We start from the raw sequence: 15,775 nt of genomic DNA on the forward strand, positions 1-15,775 counted from the left end.
CAAATGCTGTCAGTGCACCGGGTCGTCCACGGCCGTCAGGTCCTGCACCTTCGCCTCACCCTTCGGCAGAACCGTGAGGGCGACCAGCGCGCCGGCAACCGCGCCGGCGGCGCCGACCGTCATGGCGATCGACATCGCGTCGACGAAGGCGTGCTTCGCGGCGGCGAAGAAATCCGGGCCGAGGGCGAGCGTGGCGGCGATCGACTTGCGCGCCGCCTCCGGGACCGAGTCCGGGAGTGCCGACGAGTACGCCGAGGCCAGGACGCTGCCCAGTACGGCGACCGACAGAGCGGCGCCCGTCTGCTGGACGGTGTCGTTCATCGCCGAGCCGACGCCGCGGTGTTCGGGCGGAACGGCCTGCATCAGCAGCGTGTACGCCGCCGGACCGGCCAGACCACCGCCGACGCCCATCACCAGCAGGCCCACGATCAGCAGCCCGTACCCGCTCGTGTCCGACACCTGCGTCAGGATCGCGAAACTGCCCGCGATGATCAGCAGCCCGACCGAGATCAGCGTCCGGTCCGCGATCTTCTTCCCGAGCGTCGCGCCCAGACCGTTGAACAGCGCCGCCGACAGCGCGTACGGGATCAGCGCCAGACCGGCCTTCAGCGGCGAGTACCCGAGCGCGAACTGCAGGTACTGCGTCAACGCCAGCAGCAGACCGCCCGCGGTGAACGACAGCAGCACGATCGAGAAACTCGTACCGCTGAACCGCCGGTCCTTGAACAACGCCAGCGGCACCATCGGGTGCGCGCTCCGCTTCTCCCACAGCGCGAACGCGGTCAGCGCGACCACCCCGACCGCCAGCCCGCCGAGCACCCGGGCCGACCCCCAGCCGTGCAGCGGGATCGACACGATCGCCCACACGATCGACGCCATCCCGACCATGGTCAGTACGGCACCGACCGGGTCGACGTCCCGCGCCGGGCCCTTCGACTCCGGGATCAGCGCCAGCGTGCCGATGATCGCGAGCGCCGCGATCGGTACGTTCAGCAGGAAGATCGAACCCCACCAGAAGTGGTTCAGCAGTACGCCGCCGACCGTCGGGCCGGCCACCACGCCGACCATCGCGACCATCGACCAGCCGGCCATCGCCTTGCGCTGCTCCTCCGGCGGGAACACGGTGAACAGCAGCGACAGCGTGCTCGGCATCAGCAGCGAGCCGCCGACGCCCATCAGCCCGCGGCAGGCGATCAGCTGCCAGGGGTTCTCGGCGAGGGTCGCGAGCAGCGAGGCAGCGCCGAAGAGCACCAGGCCGAACAGCAGCATCTTCCGCCGCCCGTACCGGTCGGACAGGCTTCCCGCGGTCAGCAACAGCCCGGCGAACGCCAGGATGTAGGCGTCGATCACCCACTGGATGTCGGCGGGACTCGCGTCCAGGTCGCGCATCAGCGACGGGATGGCCAGGTTCAGGACGGTGTTGTCGACCACCAGCACCATCAGACTCAGGCACAGGATGAGCAGGATCCACCAGCGCCGGGGGTGCCCCGTGGTGGCTTCGGAAGACTCGAACGGTGTACTAGTCACTCGCACACTGTACGACACTCTCGTACGGCGTGCGAGTCCTTTGTAGGATGGGAGCCATGAGAGAGACGATCTGGACCCGGGAACGCAAGGCGTCATCCGCGCGCGAGACGCTCAGCCGGGAGCAGATCGTGGCCGCCGCGATGAAGCTCCTCGACACCGAGGGCGTGACCGGCCTGAGCATGCGGAAGCTGGCCGCGAAGCTCGACGCCGGCGCCACCAGCCTGTACTGGCACGTCCCGACCAAGGACGACCTGATCGACCTGCTGATCGACGAGGTCTGGGGCGAGATCGACGTACCCGAACCGGAGCTGGCCGGCTGGCGGAGCGGCGCGCTGCTGTTCGGCCACAGCCTGCGGTCCGCCGTACTGCGGCATCCGTGGCTGCCCGAGGTGATGTACACCCGGCCGAGCATCGGGCCGAAGGCGATGCGCCTCGGCGCCCGCGGCATGGTGCTGTTCGGCGCCGCCGGGTTCTCCGACCGCGAGGTCGACCTGGCGATGGGCAGCGTGATGTCGTACGTACTCGGGACGGCCAGCGCCGAGGTCGCCACCCGCGAGATGGCCCGCAAGTCGGGGCGGTCCGAGAAGGAGTGGGTCGCGGACATCCTCGAGCAGGCGGAGTCCGCGGCCGGCGACTTCCCGAGCATGCAGGAGTCCGTCCGCCGCCGGACCGTGACCGGCCTCGACGCCGCCCTCACCGAGAGCTTCGTCTACGGCCTCGACGCGCTGCTCGACGGACTCCAGACACGCGTCAAGAAGTAAGGCCGAACCAAGGCTCCTTGGCGAGTTCCTCTTCGAGCACCTTGCGGTCGCCTTCGCGGGAGATGCGCTCGGCCAGTTCCCGCGTCCGGTCCAGCTCGGCACGCGCGGCAGCCGGTTGCCCGTTCGCAGCGAGCGCCCGCGCCAGTGCTTCCCGCGCGAACGGCTCGTCCCAGTCCCCCATCTGCTCCGGGTACGCCAGTACGAGCTCGAGGCAGCGGCGCGCGTGGTGCAGGCCGAGCTCGACCCGGCCGATCCGGAGCGCGACCCGAGCGATCAGGTGCTCGCCACGGGCGTGGTTGGCTTCGTTCCCGGCTTCGAGCCAGTGCAGACAGGCGGCGTACGCGCCGTACAGCATCCGCTCCTGGTCGACCAGCGGGCTGGTCTCGTCGATCTGTTCGAGCAGGTCCCAGGTTTCGTTGTTCAGCTCGACCCCGAAGTACCGGTGCAGCTCACGCCCTTCGACGAGCTCGGTCGCGACCTTCTGCATCAGCTCCGGCCAGCTGGCCAGCCCGTACTCGCGGGCGATCGTCAGCTGCGCGTCCCGCAACGTGAAGCCGGCCGGGTCGAACGCGGGGTGGTACGCGCGCGCCAGCCCGATCGCATCCGGCCGCCCCTTCACGACCGCCTTACGCAGCTCCTTGGCGCGAGCGCGCAACTGACTGAGACTCGCCTTCGCAGGCAGCGGTGTAGCCGACATTCGACAGTCCTCCCAGACGACCCGCTCCGCTGACCAGGCCGTCCCGAAGGGTCCATCGGCCATGACTGAAGGTCCAACAGTCCAGGTGCACTCAGTGCTTGCCGCGAAGAGGAGGCGCCCTGACACGCGCTACCCCAACGCTGACACGCACGCCGATGCAGCGTCAACTTGGGAGCGCTACGCTGCCGACGAGGAGGTAGGTCGGGCTCAGACCACCACTATCAGAACGCGCCGAGGGGTGGGCAGCAGCCTGAGAAGATCGCCGCTACTTGCTGTGCCGTTGGGGCTGCGCCAGCGCCGCGTCCAAGGAGCCGTCGATCACGGCGGCGGCTACCGCGCGCAGCTTACGTCCGTTGTGGCGCGCGTACGCGCGCAGCATGGCGAAGGCCGCATCCACACCGATACCAGCGCGCTCGGCCAGTACTCCCTTGGCCTGTTCGATCACGATGCGGCTGTTCAGCGCTGCCTGAAGTTGTTCGGCGACGATCTCGCCGTGACGCACGGTCCGTTCCTGCAGTAGACCGATGGTGGCGACGTCGGACAATGCTTGACCGACCACGATGTCGTCGTCGCTCAGGGTGGACTCGGTCTGGCAGAACAGATTCATCGCTCCGATGACCTGTCGGCGCAGCCGCAGCGGCAGGGCATGCACGGAGTGGTAACCGGCCGCGGCAATCGCTGCGTGGAAGCGCGGCCAGCGGGCCTCGACCTCGGCCAGGTCGAGGTTCACGACCGGTTCCCCGGTGGTGAAGCAGTCCAAACAGGGTCCTCCGGACTCCTGCAGCTCGAACAGCTCCAGCAAGCGGGCCTCGTCGCTGGTGGAGGCCAGCACATGCAGTTGCCCTTGCGGGTCGGCCAGGATGAGACCGGCCGCGTCGGCCTGTAGCAGTTCGACGCTGCGTTCGGTCAGGGTGTGCAGGAAGTCGATGACATCGAAATCGGCGACGAGGGTATCGGCGAGTTCGACGAACACACCGGCCAGTTGCTGCTCCCTGCTCATGGCACTCTCTTTTCTGACACGATCGCCGTGTCCGGATCGTGTTTATTCATGATGATCGTCTTCGGGCCCGAAACGTAACTTCCGGGCGACCACGTCCTTGGCCACGTCTATCAGTAGACGTTGACTGCTGTAGGCATGGGCTTGTAGGCGCAGCAAAGCCTCTGCCAGGCCGATCCCGGCCTGCGCCGTGATCATCCCGGTCGCCTGATGAATCTCACGGCGGCTGTCAACGGCCTCGGCCAACTGAGGGTGCAGTTGCTGGCCCGGCGCGGTCTCGTCCTGCAGATGCAACAAGATCGCGGTAGCCGCCTCGGCGAACGCCAGCGCGTCGGCCAGCTGAGGTCCGTCCAATGGACCGGTCGTGTCGCGATACAGGTCGAGCATTCCGAGCCGGATTGCACCGATCTGCAGTGGGAAGGCGAATACGGCTGCGATGCCTGCCTCGAGAGCGGCGGCGGTGAAGCTCGGCCACCGCGACGCTCCCGTGGCGGCCAGGTCGGGCTGCAGCACCGGCCGCCTGTCGTGCGACGCGTCCACGCACGGGCCCTCGCCGAGGGTCGCCTGGAGGTCTTCCATCAGCCCGGCCGGCCCGTCTGTGGCCATGATGGTGCCGCCATGGCCGGCCGTGGTCATCAATGCCAACCCCACTCCGGTGACCGGTATCGCCACAGCACAGGCACGGCAAAGCCGCTCCAGGAGCCCGCCTGTTTCGCCGGCGGTGATGTCGGCGAGGATCCGTTGAACCCGCAACGATGACACCTGACCACACCGCCCTCCCACAGCACGTCGCCGACCAAGGTATGCCGATCAGCCGCTGACCGCGGATGCGGCGGCGGAACTGGTGGGAGGCCGGCGGGTGCTGACCAAGTCGGCTACCACGATGCGGAGCTTGATGTTGTCGTCCTGCGAATAGCGACGCAACATTGCGAACGCCTGGTCGGCGTCGATCGCGTAGCGTTCCATCAGCAGTCCCTGAGCCTGGCCGAGGAGCGAGGCCGCCTCCATCGCCTGCGCCAGCCTCGATGCCTGCTCGACGGTTGCGACCGCGGCCGGCACCACACCTGTCGCCGGCGAACCTGAACTGGGGCGGTGACTGCCCGCGAGAGGCTGATCATCCACAGTGTGGTTGAGAGACATGCCCGACTCCCTGCAATAACACTCCAGTGGAGCGCCGCCGGGTCTGGGGCAGCCGAACACGCCGCTCCGAATTTCAGCGGTGTGACAGCTCGAACAATACCGCCTTTTCGCTCATCCAGCGGCGATCGTCCGTGCCCGGCGCAACTCGGCCCCGACATCACGGAGGTGACGGAGCACCGCGCCGTACGACGCGCACGCCGAGGCCTCCACGTAGGGCACCTGGTGCGACTCACAGAAGCGCCGCACCACGGGCTGCGCCACCCGGAGATTGGGCCGCGGCATGCTCGGGAACAGGTGGTGCTCGATCTGGTAGTTGAGGCCACCCAGCACGAAGTCGACGACTGGGCCGCCGCGCACGTTGCGAGACGTGATCACTTGCCGCAGCAACGGGTCGGCGGCCTGCTCGGCGGACAGAACCGGCATCCCCTTGTGATTGGGGGCGAATGAGCAGCCGAGATAGACACCGAGCAACCCCTGGTGGATCACGAGAAACACGCTCGCCTGCAGCCAGGTCATCGTGGTGAACAGCAAGACGGCATAACCGCAGAGATGGACGCCGAGCAGAGCCATCTCTGTGGTTCTCGCCCGGATGCCCGGCTTCAGCAGGGCACGGACGCTGGAAACCTGCAGGTTGAGTGCCTCGAGCAACAACAGGGGGAAGAACAACCAGGCCTGGTGACGCGTCAGCCAGCCGGCTGCCCCCGTCCTCCTGGACGCCTGTGCCGCGTCGAACACCAGGATGCCGGGGAGAACGTCGGGATCTGCCTCGAGGTCGTTCGGGTGGGCGTGGTGGGCGTTGTGCTTGTCGATCCACCACCCGTAGCTCAGTCCGTTCAGCAGGTTGGCGTTCAGCAAGCCCAGCAGCATGGTCGGCACCCGCTTGCGGGCGACCTGATGGTGACCGACGTCGTGGCCGAAGAAGCCGATCTGCGCGGACACGATCGCCAGCGCGACCGCGAGCAGCATCAGCCACCAGGAGTCCCGCAGCAGCACCATCGCGGTGACGACGCCGCAGAGCCCGATCAGGTTGGCGATCAGCAGTACGGCATAGAACCCCGGTCGTCGACGCTGCAAGCCGAGGCTGCGGATCTCCCGGGCCAGTTCGGCGTAACCGCTGGCGGCCGGGGTGGCATTGGTACTTCGCACACTGGTGGACATCCCTGGACTCCAATGGGTCGCGTCCTCGCCACCAGGTCCAGGGCAGCCGCACTTACCTCAGCATACGCCGAGCAGCACCAAGTGAAGGCTGTCCGTTCTTGTTCATCCGCGTTCAGGCAGGTGGATCGGGTTGGTCCAGGCTCGGGCGCCTGCGGCGTCTTCGACGGTTAGGCGGCAGTGGGTGGCTTCGAAGCGGCGCAGGGGGAACTTGTGGCTGGTGAGGTTGGTGCCTTGGGCAACTTCTGCGCCGGGGTGGCGGACCTGGACCCAGGCCTGGCAGGGCGGCGGGTCCTGGGGTTGCAGGTGGGCGTCGTCGGCGGCGTAGGTGGTGAAGCGGTGGCCGCGGTTGAGGAGGACATCGGTCAGATGCCAGCTGTCGCCGCGGTTCTCGCGGTCGGCCAGGGCGTTGTAGACCTCGACCGAGTGGGCCGCGTCCAGGCTCTCGGCATCGGCCGCGGTCAGCAGCGAAGCGGATGGATGCGCCATGCCGACGAATGCTCCGGCGGCACGGGCTCGGCGTGCCAGCTCAGGACCGGTTTCGGACGCGGTCGGGGGCGGGAAGTCGAGCGGGAGACCTGCGGCGACGATGTGCCACTGCTGGCCGGCTTCAGTACGGGGAGCGTGGAGTTCGGCGCCGATGAGGGTGGTGAAGGTGGCGGCGCGCAGGTCTCGCGTTCGAGTGGGTGTGCAGGTTCCCGCGCCAGAACCGCCCCGGCAGATCGAACGGCAGGGTGGTCACCGGCGTTGTTCCCGGGCGGACGCGTACAGGCAGATGGCGGCCGCGGTGGCGAGGTTGAGGGATTCTGCGCGGCCGTAGATCGGGACCTTTACCGAGTGGTCGACGATCGCGTTGATGGTGTCGGGCAGGCCGTGTGCCTCGTTCCCGAACAGCCAGACGGTCGGCTTCGCGAGCGTACCGTCGTCGATGCAGGTGTCCAGGTCGGTGGCGCCGTACCCGTCCGCGGCGAGCACCTGCAGGCCCTGCTCGCGCCAGGTCTGTACGGCGGCCACGATGTCGACGTCGGTGGTGACCGGGACGTGGAAGATGCTGCCGACGCTGGCCCGGACCGCCTTCGGGTTGTGCGGGTCGACGGACTCGGCCGACAGTACGACGGCATCCGCGCCGGCGGCGTCCGCCGTACGGATCAGGGTGCCGACGTTGCCCGGATCGCGGACCTGGACGCCGGCCGCGACGAGCTTCACCGAATCGGTCCGCAGCGGAACGGTCACCAGCGTGCAGACGGCGACCACGCCCTGCGAGGTGACGGTCTCGCTCAGCGCCTCGATCGCGGCCCGGTCGACCTCGAACCACGGAACGCCGGCCGCCGCGGCGAGATCGTGCAGATCACGATGCCGGGCCGCGACGGCGGGCTCGGCGTAGACCTCGACGACCAGCTCGCGGTGCTCGAGGGCTTCCCGGACGGCCTGTGGGCCCTCGACCAGGAAGCGGCCGGCCTTGCGCCGGAAAGCACGAGTGGCGAGCCTCCGGGCCTGTTTGATCCGCGCGGACTGCGCGGTCAACAGACCAGGGCTCGCCACTTGTGTAGTACGGGTGTTGCTCAGGCCGCGGCGTCGGACTTCGGCGCGTTGACGTCCGCCGGCAGGGCGGCCTTGGCCACCTGCACGAGCGCGGAGAACGCGGCCGGGTCGTTGACGGCGAGGTCGGCGAGGATCTTGCGGTCCACCTCGACCTCGGCCAGGCGCAGGCCCTGGATGAAGCGGTTGTAGGTCAGGTCCTCGGCGCGGACCGCAGCGTTGATGCGCTGGATCCACAGCTTGCGGAAGTCGCCCTTGCGCGCCTTGCGGTCACGGTAGGCGTAGACGAGCGAGTGGGTGACCTGCTCCTTGGCCTTGCGGTACAGCCGCGAGCGCTGGCCGCGGTAGCCGCTGGCCTGCTCCAGTACGGTACGACGCTTCTTGTGGGCGTTGACTGCCCGCTTCACGCGTGCCATGAGGTGTTACTCCTTGTATTTCTGCGCCGGAGCCGGGACGGTGCCCACTCGGCGGGGGATGTTGGGGGGTGAGGGTGCTCAGATGCCGAGCAGCTTCTTGGCCTTCTTCACGTACGCCGGTGCGACCTCGACGGTGCCGGACAGCCGGCGCTTGCGCTTCGAGGACTTCGCCTCGGCGAGGTGCCGGACACCGGTCTGCTCACGACGGATCTTGCCCGACCCGGTGACCCGGACCCGCTTCTTCATCCCCGAGTGGGTCTTCATCTTCGGCATGGCTGTTCTGCTCCTGAGTTTTCTTCGTTGACTCGATCTTCGGTGTGACGGCTCCGGCCGCGTCGGCGGCCGGAGCGGTTGTCACTCCGGGTCGAGGTTGTCGGCCGGACCCTTCGGCTTCTTGGTGGCGCCGGCGGCGCGCTCGGCCTCGTGGGCCTGGGCCTGCTCGGCGCGTTCCTTGCGCTCCGCCTGCTCATCGGCCTCCCGCTCGGCCTTCCGCTGCGCCTTCTCGGCTTCCACGTCCACGCGCGCCTCGGACTTCTTCTTGTGCGGTCCGAGCACCATGATCATGTTCCGGCCGTCCTGGCGCGGCGAGGACTCGACGAAGCCGAGCTCGCTGACGTCCTCGGCCAGCCGCTGCAGCAACCGGAACCCGAGCTCGGGCCGGGACTGCTCACGTCCGCGGAACATGATGGTGATCTTGACCTTGTCCCCGGCCTTCAGGAACCGCACCACGTGACCCTTCTTGGTCTCGTAGTCGTGCGGGTCGATCTTCGGCCGCAGCTTCATCTCTTTGATGATCGTGTTGGTCTGGTTCCGGCGGGACTCGCGCGCCTTCTGCGCGGTCTCGTACTTGTACTTGCCGAAATCCATCAACTTGCAGACCGGAGGCCGGGCGGTTGCCGCGACCTCGACCAGGTCGAGGTCTGCCTCCTGGGCCAGCCGCAGTGCGTCCTCGATCCGGACGATGCCTACCTGCTCACCGTTCGGTCCGACCAGCCGCACCTCGGGAACGCGGATGCGCTCGTTGACGCGCAAATCAGTGGTGATGGGTCCTCCTGGGTTGAACTCGTACTGGGTGCCACCTCGTGATCGGAGCGCCTCCTGAAAAACACGAAGGCCCTCGTGCGATCACACGAAGGCCCAATTCCCAGCGGTACGACATGCCAACCCTTGAAAGGGAGGTACGCCGTACGTTGACCGGGACCCGCCGACTGTTCATCGACTGGGTGGGAGGTGGCCCTCCGCTTTGACTTGAACCGGTGGGTCACCCGAAGTATTCCACTCAGGGGTCACCATCGGACCAGGTCGGTCGCCGTGTAACAGTAGCAGCATGAGCGACGCAGATGCCACTTCACAGCCCGACCCCCTGGCGACCGCCTCCCGGGACATCGCCGAGGTTCCCGCCGTGGAGATCATCTCCACGGCTGCACTCCACCTGATGAGCGCGGCCGCGGTCAACCTCGGACTGGCCGCCGACCTGCCCGAACACAAGGACCTCGACGAGGCGCGCTCGCTGATCGACTCGCTGGCCGGCCTGCTCGACGCCGCCGGCCCGTCACTCGGCCACCACCACGCCGCGCCGCTGAAGGACGGTCTCCGCTCCCTGCAACTCGCCTTCCGCGAGGCCAGCAGCATCCAGGACGAGCCCGGCCAGGGCCCCGGCGAGAAGTACACCGGCGCCGTCTACCCGGCCGCTACTCAGCGCTGAAGCTGGTGAAGAACGCGACGAGGCCGTCCGGAGCGTCCGGGGCGAAGCAGACATCCATGTTCTGAGCGGATTCCCTCGCAGCCTCCTCGGCGCGGGGGAAGAGAGCTGATTCGTACGTGCCGAGGGCAGCCTCGGTGTCGTCGCGGTTCGCGATGAGCGCGGCTGCGAGCTCGGCGGCGTCCTGCATGGCCAGGTTCGCGCCCTCGCCGGCGAACGGGGACATCAGGTGGGCGGCGTCGCCGAGGAGCGTGACGCCGGGGACCCGCTTCCACTGATGGCCGATCGGCAGCGCGTGGATCGCGCGCGGGAACGGCTCGATGTCGGAGTCGCGGATCAGACGGAGGAAGCGGTCGTCCCAGCCCTCGAACTCGGCCACGAGGTCATCCCTCGCGATCCCGGACCACGGGGCATCGGTCCGCACAGCGACGTAAACATATAGACGGTCCGGCTCGCGGTGGCCGAGGAAGCCGCGGCCGTCACCCAGGGCGAAGAGCGAGCCGCCACCCATCAGTTCGGCGCTCTCCGGGTGCCGTACGTCGGGATCGAGCAGATCGAGCTCGGCGAAGGACAGACCGGAGTACGCCGGGGTCGCGTCCGACACGAGCGGCCTGACCTTCGACCACGCGCCGTCCGCGCCGATGAGCACGTCGGCGGTGAAGCTGGTGCCGTCGGCGAGCTGCACCTCGCGACCGTCGGACACCTCGACAACCTTCGAGCCCCAGCGGATCATGCCGTCTGGCAGGCTGCCGAGCAGCAGTTCGCGCAGGTCGCGACGGTGCACCTCCGGCCGGCCGCTGCCCTCATGTTGGTGGGCGAGCCGCAGTACGGCGTGCCGGTCGTAGACCTTCATGGCCTCGCCGCCCGGCATCACCAGGCCCAGGAAGGCGTCGTACAGACCGGCTGCCTCGAGGGCTGCCTGGCCCGACTCCTCGTGGATGTCGAGCATGCCGCCCTGGGTGCGGGCGGTCGGTGAGGCTTCGGCTTCGTGGACAACGGCGTCGATGCCGTTGACGTGCAGGATGCGGGCCAGGGTCAAACCGCCGAGGCCGGCTCCGATGATCGCGATCATGCTGTCTCTCCTTCAGGTCGTGGAGTGGCCAGCACCCCGTTGATCAGCGCACGGATTCCCCAGGAGCTCCGGTCCGGCCCCGCTCCGCTGAGCAGGTCCTCCCCCAGGGCCGCGATCCGCGGATACGTCTCCGGCTTGACCGCCCGCAGTACGGCGGCCAGTGCGTCCCACGCTTCCGGGTCGTCGCCGCCCGCGTGCTCGGCGGCGGTCGAGGTGGCCAGCTGCAGCAGGAGGTCGAGCCCCCACGAGGCCTGCCCCGGCGGCACGCCGCCCTCGTCGAGCAGCGCGAGGATCGACTCCACCAGACGGAGGTAGTTCGCCCCCGTCGGCCGTGCCGTCACGGCAGACTGCGCGAGGCTCGGGTACTCGAACAGCACCAGCGTGTACGACGCCAGCACCGCCTCGAGCCGCTCTCGCCAATCGCCGTCCGCGTCGACCGGCGCCAGGTCCACCGCGCCGAGCAGATCGTCGAGTACGGCGGCGTGCAGCTGGGCAGTGTTGCGGAAGTACACGTACAGCGACGCGGGCCCGGTGTCGAGCTCCTTCGCCAGCCGCCGCATCGTCACGCGGTCCATCCCCTCGGCCCGCATCACCTCGACCGCGGCCGCGACGATCGCCCGCCGCGACAACGCCGCCTTGGCGGGCCGCTCTCTCCTGCTCCTGGGTTCCTCGCTCACCCCTCCAAGGTAACGAACATGTTCGTTACGAACAAGTTCGCAACCTCAGAGCTTGTCGATCCGCCACCGTTGGCACGGGCCGTTCCAGTACGGCCAGGTGTCGACGAGTTGGCCGTGGGCCGGGTTGCAGCCGTTGACGTCGAGGGAAAGGCCGGAGTCGGCCTGGTGGATGCTCCAACCGTCCCCGGCCGGTTCGATCCGCCACCGTTGGCAGTCCGATTCGTCGACGGGGAACGCGATCACGGTCGAGTGCACCGCGCGAGAGCAGCCGGAGGTCTGCAGTGCGGTGCTCGTGCTGGGATCGATGATCTGGTAGATGTCGTCGCCGAGCGGTTTCAGTTGCCACTTCTGGCAGGGGCTGTCGGCGATGTAGTCCCAGGTGCGGACACCCTGTGCGGGGTCACAGTTGGTGATGTCGAGGGACATACCGCCCTGCAGCGACGTGATCTTGTAGCGGCCGTCGAGTTGCGGGCTGTTGAGTGCGGCCCGCAGGACGAACTGTTGCTCGGCGCCGGTCTTGCAGGGTTCCTGGACGAGCTTGACGCCGTTGCCGGTGGCGCTGTCCGCGATCGCGCCGCACTTGCTGCTGTGGGCGAACCGCAGCCGGAAGACGGTGCTGTAACTGCTGCCTTCGACGTATTCGAGGGTGACCTGCTGGTTGGCCTGGTCGAGGCAGTGCCAGAGCAGGACTTGTTCGCCGTCGGCGGGGCTCTGGTTGTTGACGTCGAAGCAGCGCGGTACGCCGTCGGCCGGCTTGGGCTCGATGTTCACGTGTACTGCCTGGATCTCGTACTGCTCAGTCCCGGCCACCGGGACCAGCCGGAAGCGTTGGTGGAGGCCGCCGAAGCAGTCCCATTGCTGGATGTCCGCAGGCACTGTCTGGCTTGCGCCTTCGACCTCCAGGCAGCGTCCGCTCAGCCGGGACACGAGTTCGTACGTCCGGGTTTCGACGTCGTACTTCGGGCCGGTGCCGGCGCCGACGCGCGGTTCGCGCCAGCCTGATACCGGTGCGGTGAAGGCGGTGCCGGTGGACGACAGCAGATAGACCTCTCGACCGCCTCCGTCGAGCGAGTAGACGAACGCCGCGTCGGCTTTGCCGTCGGTGTTGTAGTCCCCGACGGTCAAGGCTGTCTTCAGCGGGTCGAACCCCGACTTGTCCTGCCACCATTGGGAAAGCGAAAGCGCGCTGCCGGTGGAACGCAGCACTTTCAGGGACGTCTGCTGGTCGCCGTCGTCGTACACGGCCACGACGTCCTGGTTGCCGTCGCCGTCGACGTCACCGGCCACGGCGTTGGCCTTGTCCCAGCAGAAGCCACCTGCGCCGCTGTCGAACCATTGAGTAGCGGCGGTGAAGGCCGATCCGGTCGACATGAAGACGTTCGCGGTGGTGCGGCAGCCGCCACGGTTGTCCAGGCTGACCAGGTCAGCCTTGCCGTCGCCGTTGACATCGGCCAGAACCGGACGGCTCAGGGACCAGTCGCCCGACCCCGCGGCGGTTTGCAGCCATTGCTGAGGCGCGGAGAGGTTGCCGCCCGGGAACACCAGTACCTGCCAGCCGCCGTTGCCGGAGTTCACCTGGACGACGAGATCGGTCTTGGTGTCTCCGGTCACTTCGGCGGCGAGCATCCGTGCAGTGCCGACGGTCCAGGCGTTCGGTGTACTGCGCCAGACCGGCGCGGACGGCGACAGGAAACGGTTGCCGTCCGACGGCAGTACGTAGAGTCCGACGATGCCGCCCGGTTCGTCGCGGAACATCGCGGCATCGGTACGGCCGTCTCCGTCGAAGTCGCCGGTCACCGAGCGTGTCTTGGAGAGCTGGAAGCCGCCGTTGCCACCGCTGTCCCAACCGATCGTGCCGGTGGCCAGGCCGGACGGCGTGGCCAGTGCCGTCCACACCGTCGTGCGTCCGAATCCCTGATCGAGGGTGAAGCTGACGTCGGCGCGCCCGTCACCGTTGACGTCTCCGGGGACATGCCGGACGGCGGGAGAGCCGGCCGACTTCGCGACGAGGTCCCAGCCCTGGGTCGCGGCGCTGACATTGCCCGCCTTGTCGACGGCGCGGACGTAGAGCTTCCGCGTCGGCAGGCCGGTCAACGAATCCGGCCAGACCGTCACCGGGACGGTCGCCGTTCCGTCCGCTGCAGCCTCTACCAGCTGAACGGTCTTGTCGCGCTGCGATCCGTACTGGTACTCGACGACATCGGTGTCGCCCGCGCCGGGATGCAGCGTGACGAAGCCGGTCGTCCGGAGCGGCGTCACGGCCGACCCGTTCGGGAAGTCGGTCGACGTGATCGTCGGCTGGTTCGGCGGTACCGCGTCCACCGTGAAGTAGCAGCGTGGGCTCGCCGGCCCGAAGTCCGTAGCGGGCGCGTGGACCTGGTCGTCGCTGCGGGCGGTGTAGTAGTACGTCGTACCGGCCGCCAACTGCCCGTCCGGTAGCTCCGGCCAGCCGAACGCGGCCCCTGAACTGGTGAGCGCGGAGTCGGCGGTGTACTGCACGGCGTCGTCCGCTGCGCGCTGGATCGTCAGCCGGGTGCGGAGCGTGTCTCCGTCCGGGTCGGAGGCGACCGCGGCGAACGACGGGTGCGTGCTGCTGATCACGGTCGGCGCGGTCGCCGTACCGCAGGTCTTGGGCCGGCTGAAGTTCACCTTGGTCGGCGCCAGCGGCAGGTTGTTGTAGACGACCTCGATCGCGGCGGTCTCGCCCAGGAACTTCTTCCACTCGAGCCGGTGCGCCGAGTCCTCGTCGGGTGCCCGCAGACCGAGGCTGACCGTCGGCGCGTGCTGGTCCGCGAGCTGCTGGATCAGGCTCTTCAGGGCGTCCGTCTGGTACCCGAGTGAGACGTCGGGGGTGCCGTACGCCGCTCCCTGCGCACCGCCGAGGTACTGGTACCAGGTCGTGTTGTTCCACGTCACGCTCTGGGAGCGGTCGATCGGCGAGACGCGATACAGGTCGACGTACGTCGAGGTAGAGCTCGGGGTGTAGTGCAGGGTGATGGTGAACCGCGCGCTGAGGATCTCGGCGCCGCCGATGTCTCCCAGGTCGAGGCGGTACAGCGAGCGGTAGATGTTGCCGGAGTTGTCGTACGCCCAGCCGGTCTTCGCACCCTCGTCGCGGTCGTAGTTCCAGTACGACGTGTTCCGGGTCCCGTCGTCGCGATTGTTGATGTGGGTCCACATGTCGCCGGCGACGTCCGACCAGGACGGGTCGACGGTGACCGGGAACCTGGTACCCGGGGCGCTGAGCAGGGACAGGTCAGGAGTGAGGACGACGTGTCCGGGGACGGCCTGTGCGCCGACCTTCCGTTCGTTGCCGTTGGCATCGGACATGACCGCCTGCCCGGAGGCGTACACGACCCGGCCGTTGACGTCCGTGGCGACCGTCGTGCCGTCGGGGCGGGTGCTGATCGTCAGGCCGGTGGCGCTGAGCGGGAGGCTCAGGCGGCGCAGGGCCGGGTTCTTCGCCGCGGCGGCGGACTTCACCACCAGCAGCTCGGCGAATCCGGCGGCCTCGGCGCGGACCTGCAGATCGACGCCGGGCAGTACGTCGGGGTAGGTCGCGGTACTGCCCGTGAGGCGCGGTTCGGGAAGCCGGCCCGGCCAACCGAGCCGGAGCTGGCGCGTTGTGTTGCCGAGGGCAACCAGATTGCCGGTACCGCCGCCGGACAGGACGAGCGGCGTCGAGGTCGCTCCGGGCCGAACCGTTCCGTCTGCGGTGAATCGCAGGCCGGTGTCGACCGGTGTCCAGCCGGATCCGCGGCGGACGCGGATCGGTCCGGCGTGCTGAACCAGGGTGCGGCGGCCATCGGGGTTGACGTAGACCTGGGCGGACGCGGTCCCTGCCGACGCGAGCTCGACGCGATGCCCGGTCTGCCGTGCGGTCGCGGCCGCCGCTGCCACCTCGGCCGTGGCCGGGGCAGCGACACCGGCTGCTGCTCCGGCCGGTACATCCCGTGCCGGTGGGTGTTCGGCGGCTGCCGTGGTGGGCCGGGTCGGTGCGGCCAGGAATCCGAGCGCGACCCCGAACGCGAGTGACATGACTGTCCAGCGCCGTACCTTCACGAGCGGCCTCCCCCAGCACGGACGGATGTG

The 15,775-nt window shown here is 68.5% G+C and carries 16 protein-coding genes; 2 read left to right on the forward strand and 14 right to left on the reverse strand.

The window, feature by feature from the left end; all coding sequences use genetic code 11:
* Positions 1-9 precede the first annotated feature (9 nt).
* Entirely contained in the window at positions 10-1,527 is a 1,518-nt protein-coding gene (locus tag ACZ5BU_RS00115) for an MFS transporter (protein ID WP_465694312.1), read from the reverse strand.
* A 56-nt stretch (positions 1,528-1,583) separates the two neighbouring features.
* Here ACZ5BU_RS00115 and ACZ5BU_RS00120 point away from each other — a divergent pair, with 56 nt between their 5' ends.
* Positions 1,584-2,288: a TetR/AcrR family transcriptional regulator gene (locus ACZ5BU_RS00120; RefSeq protein WP_465694313.1), complete on the forward strand. Its 705-nt coding sequence runs from the start codon at positions 1,584-1,586 to the stop codon at positions 2,286-2,288.
* On the opposite strand, the gene ACZ5BU_RS00125 is transcribed toward ACZ5BU_RS00120, so the two are convergent.
* The 10 genes from ACZ5BU_RS00125 to infC all read right to left on the reverse strand — a co-directional run bounded on the left by ACZ5BU_RS00125 (position 2,278) and on the right by infC (position 9,264).
* Complete coding sequence (locus ACZ5BU_RS00125; RefSeq protein ID WP_465694315.1) at positions 2,278-2,985, reverse strand: hypothetical protein; 708 nt, start codon at positions 2,983-2,985, stop codon at positions 2,278-2,280. The genes ACZ5BU_RS00120 and ACZ5BU_RS00125 overlap by 11 nt on opposite strands.
* Before the next feature lie 265 nt (positions 2,986-3,250).
* Entirely contained in the window at positions 3,251-3,985 is a 735-nt protein-coding gene (locus tag ACZ5BU_RS00130; protein ID WP_465694317.1) for a GAF and ANTAR domain-containing protein, read from the reverse strand.
* Positions 3,986-4,027: 42 nt separating this feature from the next.
* Positions 4,028-4,735 carry an ANTAR domain-containing protein gene (locus tag ACZ5BU_RS00135; protein WP_465694318.1) on the reverse strand — a complete coding sequence of 236 codons (708 nt, stop codon included), beginning with the start codon at positions 4,733-4,735 and terminating at the stop codon, positions 4,028-4,030.
* Between the two features lie 57 nt (positions 4,736-4,792).
* Complete coding sequence (locus ACZ5BU_RS00140; RefSeq protein WP_465694319.1) at positions 4,793-5,122, reverse strand: ANTAR domain-containing protein; 330 nt, start codon at positions 5,120-5,122, stop codon at positions 4,793-4,795.
* A 111-nt stretch (positions 5,123-5,233) separates the two neighbouring features.
* A complete protein-coding gene (locus tag ACZ5BU_RS00145; RefSeq protein WP_465694321.1) occupies positions 5,234-6,268 on the reverse strand; it encodes a fatty acid desaturase family protein in 1,035 nt (344 codons plus the stop codon).
* A gap of 114 nt (positions 6,269-6,382) precedes the next feature.
* Positions 6,383-6,766 carry a hypothetical protein gene (locus ACZ5BU_RS00150; RefSeq protein WP_465694322.1) on the reverse strand — a complete coding sequence of 128 codons (384 nt, stop codon included), beginning with the start codon at positions 6,764-6,766 and terminating at the stop codon, positions 6,383-6,385.
* 249 nt (positions 6,767-7,015) lie between these two features.
* Positions 7,016-7,819: a TrmH family RNA methyltransferase gene (locus ACZ5BU_RS00155; protein WP_465694324.1), complete on the reverse strand. Its 804-nt coding sequence runs from the start codon at positions 7,817-7,819 to the stop codon at positions 7,016-7,018.
* A 20-nt stretch (positions 7,820-7,839) separates the two neighbouring features.
* On the reverse strand, positions 7,840-8,232 hold the full coding sequence (gene rplT / locus ACZ5BU_RS00160) for a 50S ribosomal protein L20 (protein ID WP_380202324.1): 393 nt from the start codon (positions 8,230-8,232) through the stop codon (positions 7,840-7,842).
* Between the two features lie 78 nt (positions 8,233-8,310).
* Positions 8,311-8,505, reverse strand: coding sequence for a 50S ribosomal protein L35 (gene rpmI, locus ACZ5BU_RS00165; protein ID WP_130383713.1), 195 nt, complete (start codon positions 8,503-8,505; stop codon positions 8,311-8,313).
* A gap of 81 nt (positions 8,506-8,586) precedes the next feature.
* The gene (gene infC, locus ACZ5BU_RS00170; RefSeq protein ID WP_465694325.1) at positions 8,587-9,264 is read right to left on the reverse strand and encodes a translation initiation factor IF-3; all 678 of its coding nucleotides are present in this window, start codon (positions 9,262-9,264) and stop codon (positions 8,587-8,589) included.
* Between the two features lie 295 nt (positions 9,265-9,559).
* Between infC and ACZ5BU_RS00175 the strand changes: the two genes are divergently transcribed.
* Positions 9,560-9,937 carry a DUF1844 domain-containing protein gene (locus tag ACZ5BU_RS00175; RefSeq protein WP_465694327.1) on the forward strand — a complete coding sequence of 126 codons (378 nt, stop codon included), beginning with the start codon at positions 9,560-9,562 and terminating at the stop codon, positions 9,935-9,937.
* On the opposite strand, the gene ACZ5BU_RS00180 is transcribed toward ACZ5BU_RS00175, so the two are convergent.
* The 3 genes from ACZ5BU_RS00180 to ACZ5BU_RS00190 are packed head-to-tail and all read right to left on the reverse strand — an operon-like array spanning position 9,924 to position 15,745.
* Positions 9,924-11,006 carry an FAD-dependent oxidoreductase gene (locus ACZ5BU_RS00180; protein WP_465694328.1) on the reverse strand — a complete coding sequence of 361 codons (1,083 nt, stop codon included), beginning with the start codon at positions 11,004-11,006 and terminating at the stop codon, positions 9,924-9,926. The two genes, ACZ5BU_RS00175 and ACZ5BU_RS00180, sit on opposite strands and share 14 nt — an antisense overlap.
* On the reverse strand, positions 11,003-11,683 hold the full coding sequence (locus tag ACZ5BU_RS00185; RefSeq protein WP_465694329.1) for a TetR/AcrR family transcriptional regulator: 681 nt from the start codon (positions 11,681-11,683) through the stop codon (positions 11,003-11,005). The genes ACZ5BU_RS00180 and ACZ5BU_RS00185 overlap by 4 nt, the downstream gene beginning before the upstream one ends.
* Positions 11,684-11,728: 45 nt before the next feature.
* Entirely contained in the window at positions 11,729-15,745 is a 4,017-nt protein-coding gene (locus ACZ5BU_RS00190) for an RICIN domain-containing protein (protein WP_465694331.1), read from the reverse strand.
* Positions 15,746-15,775 lie beyond the last annotated feature (30 nt).

The organism is Kribbella sp. NPDC031520 (assembly GCF_055580825.1).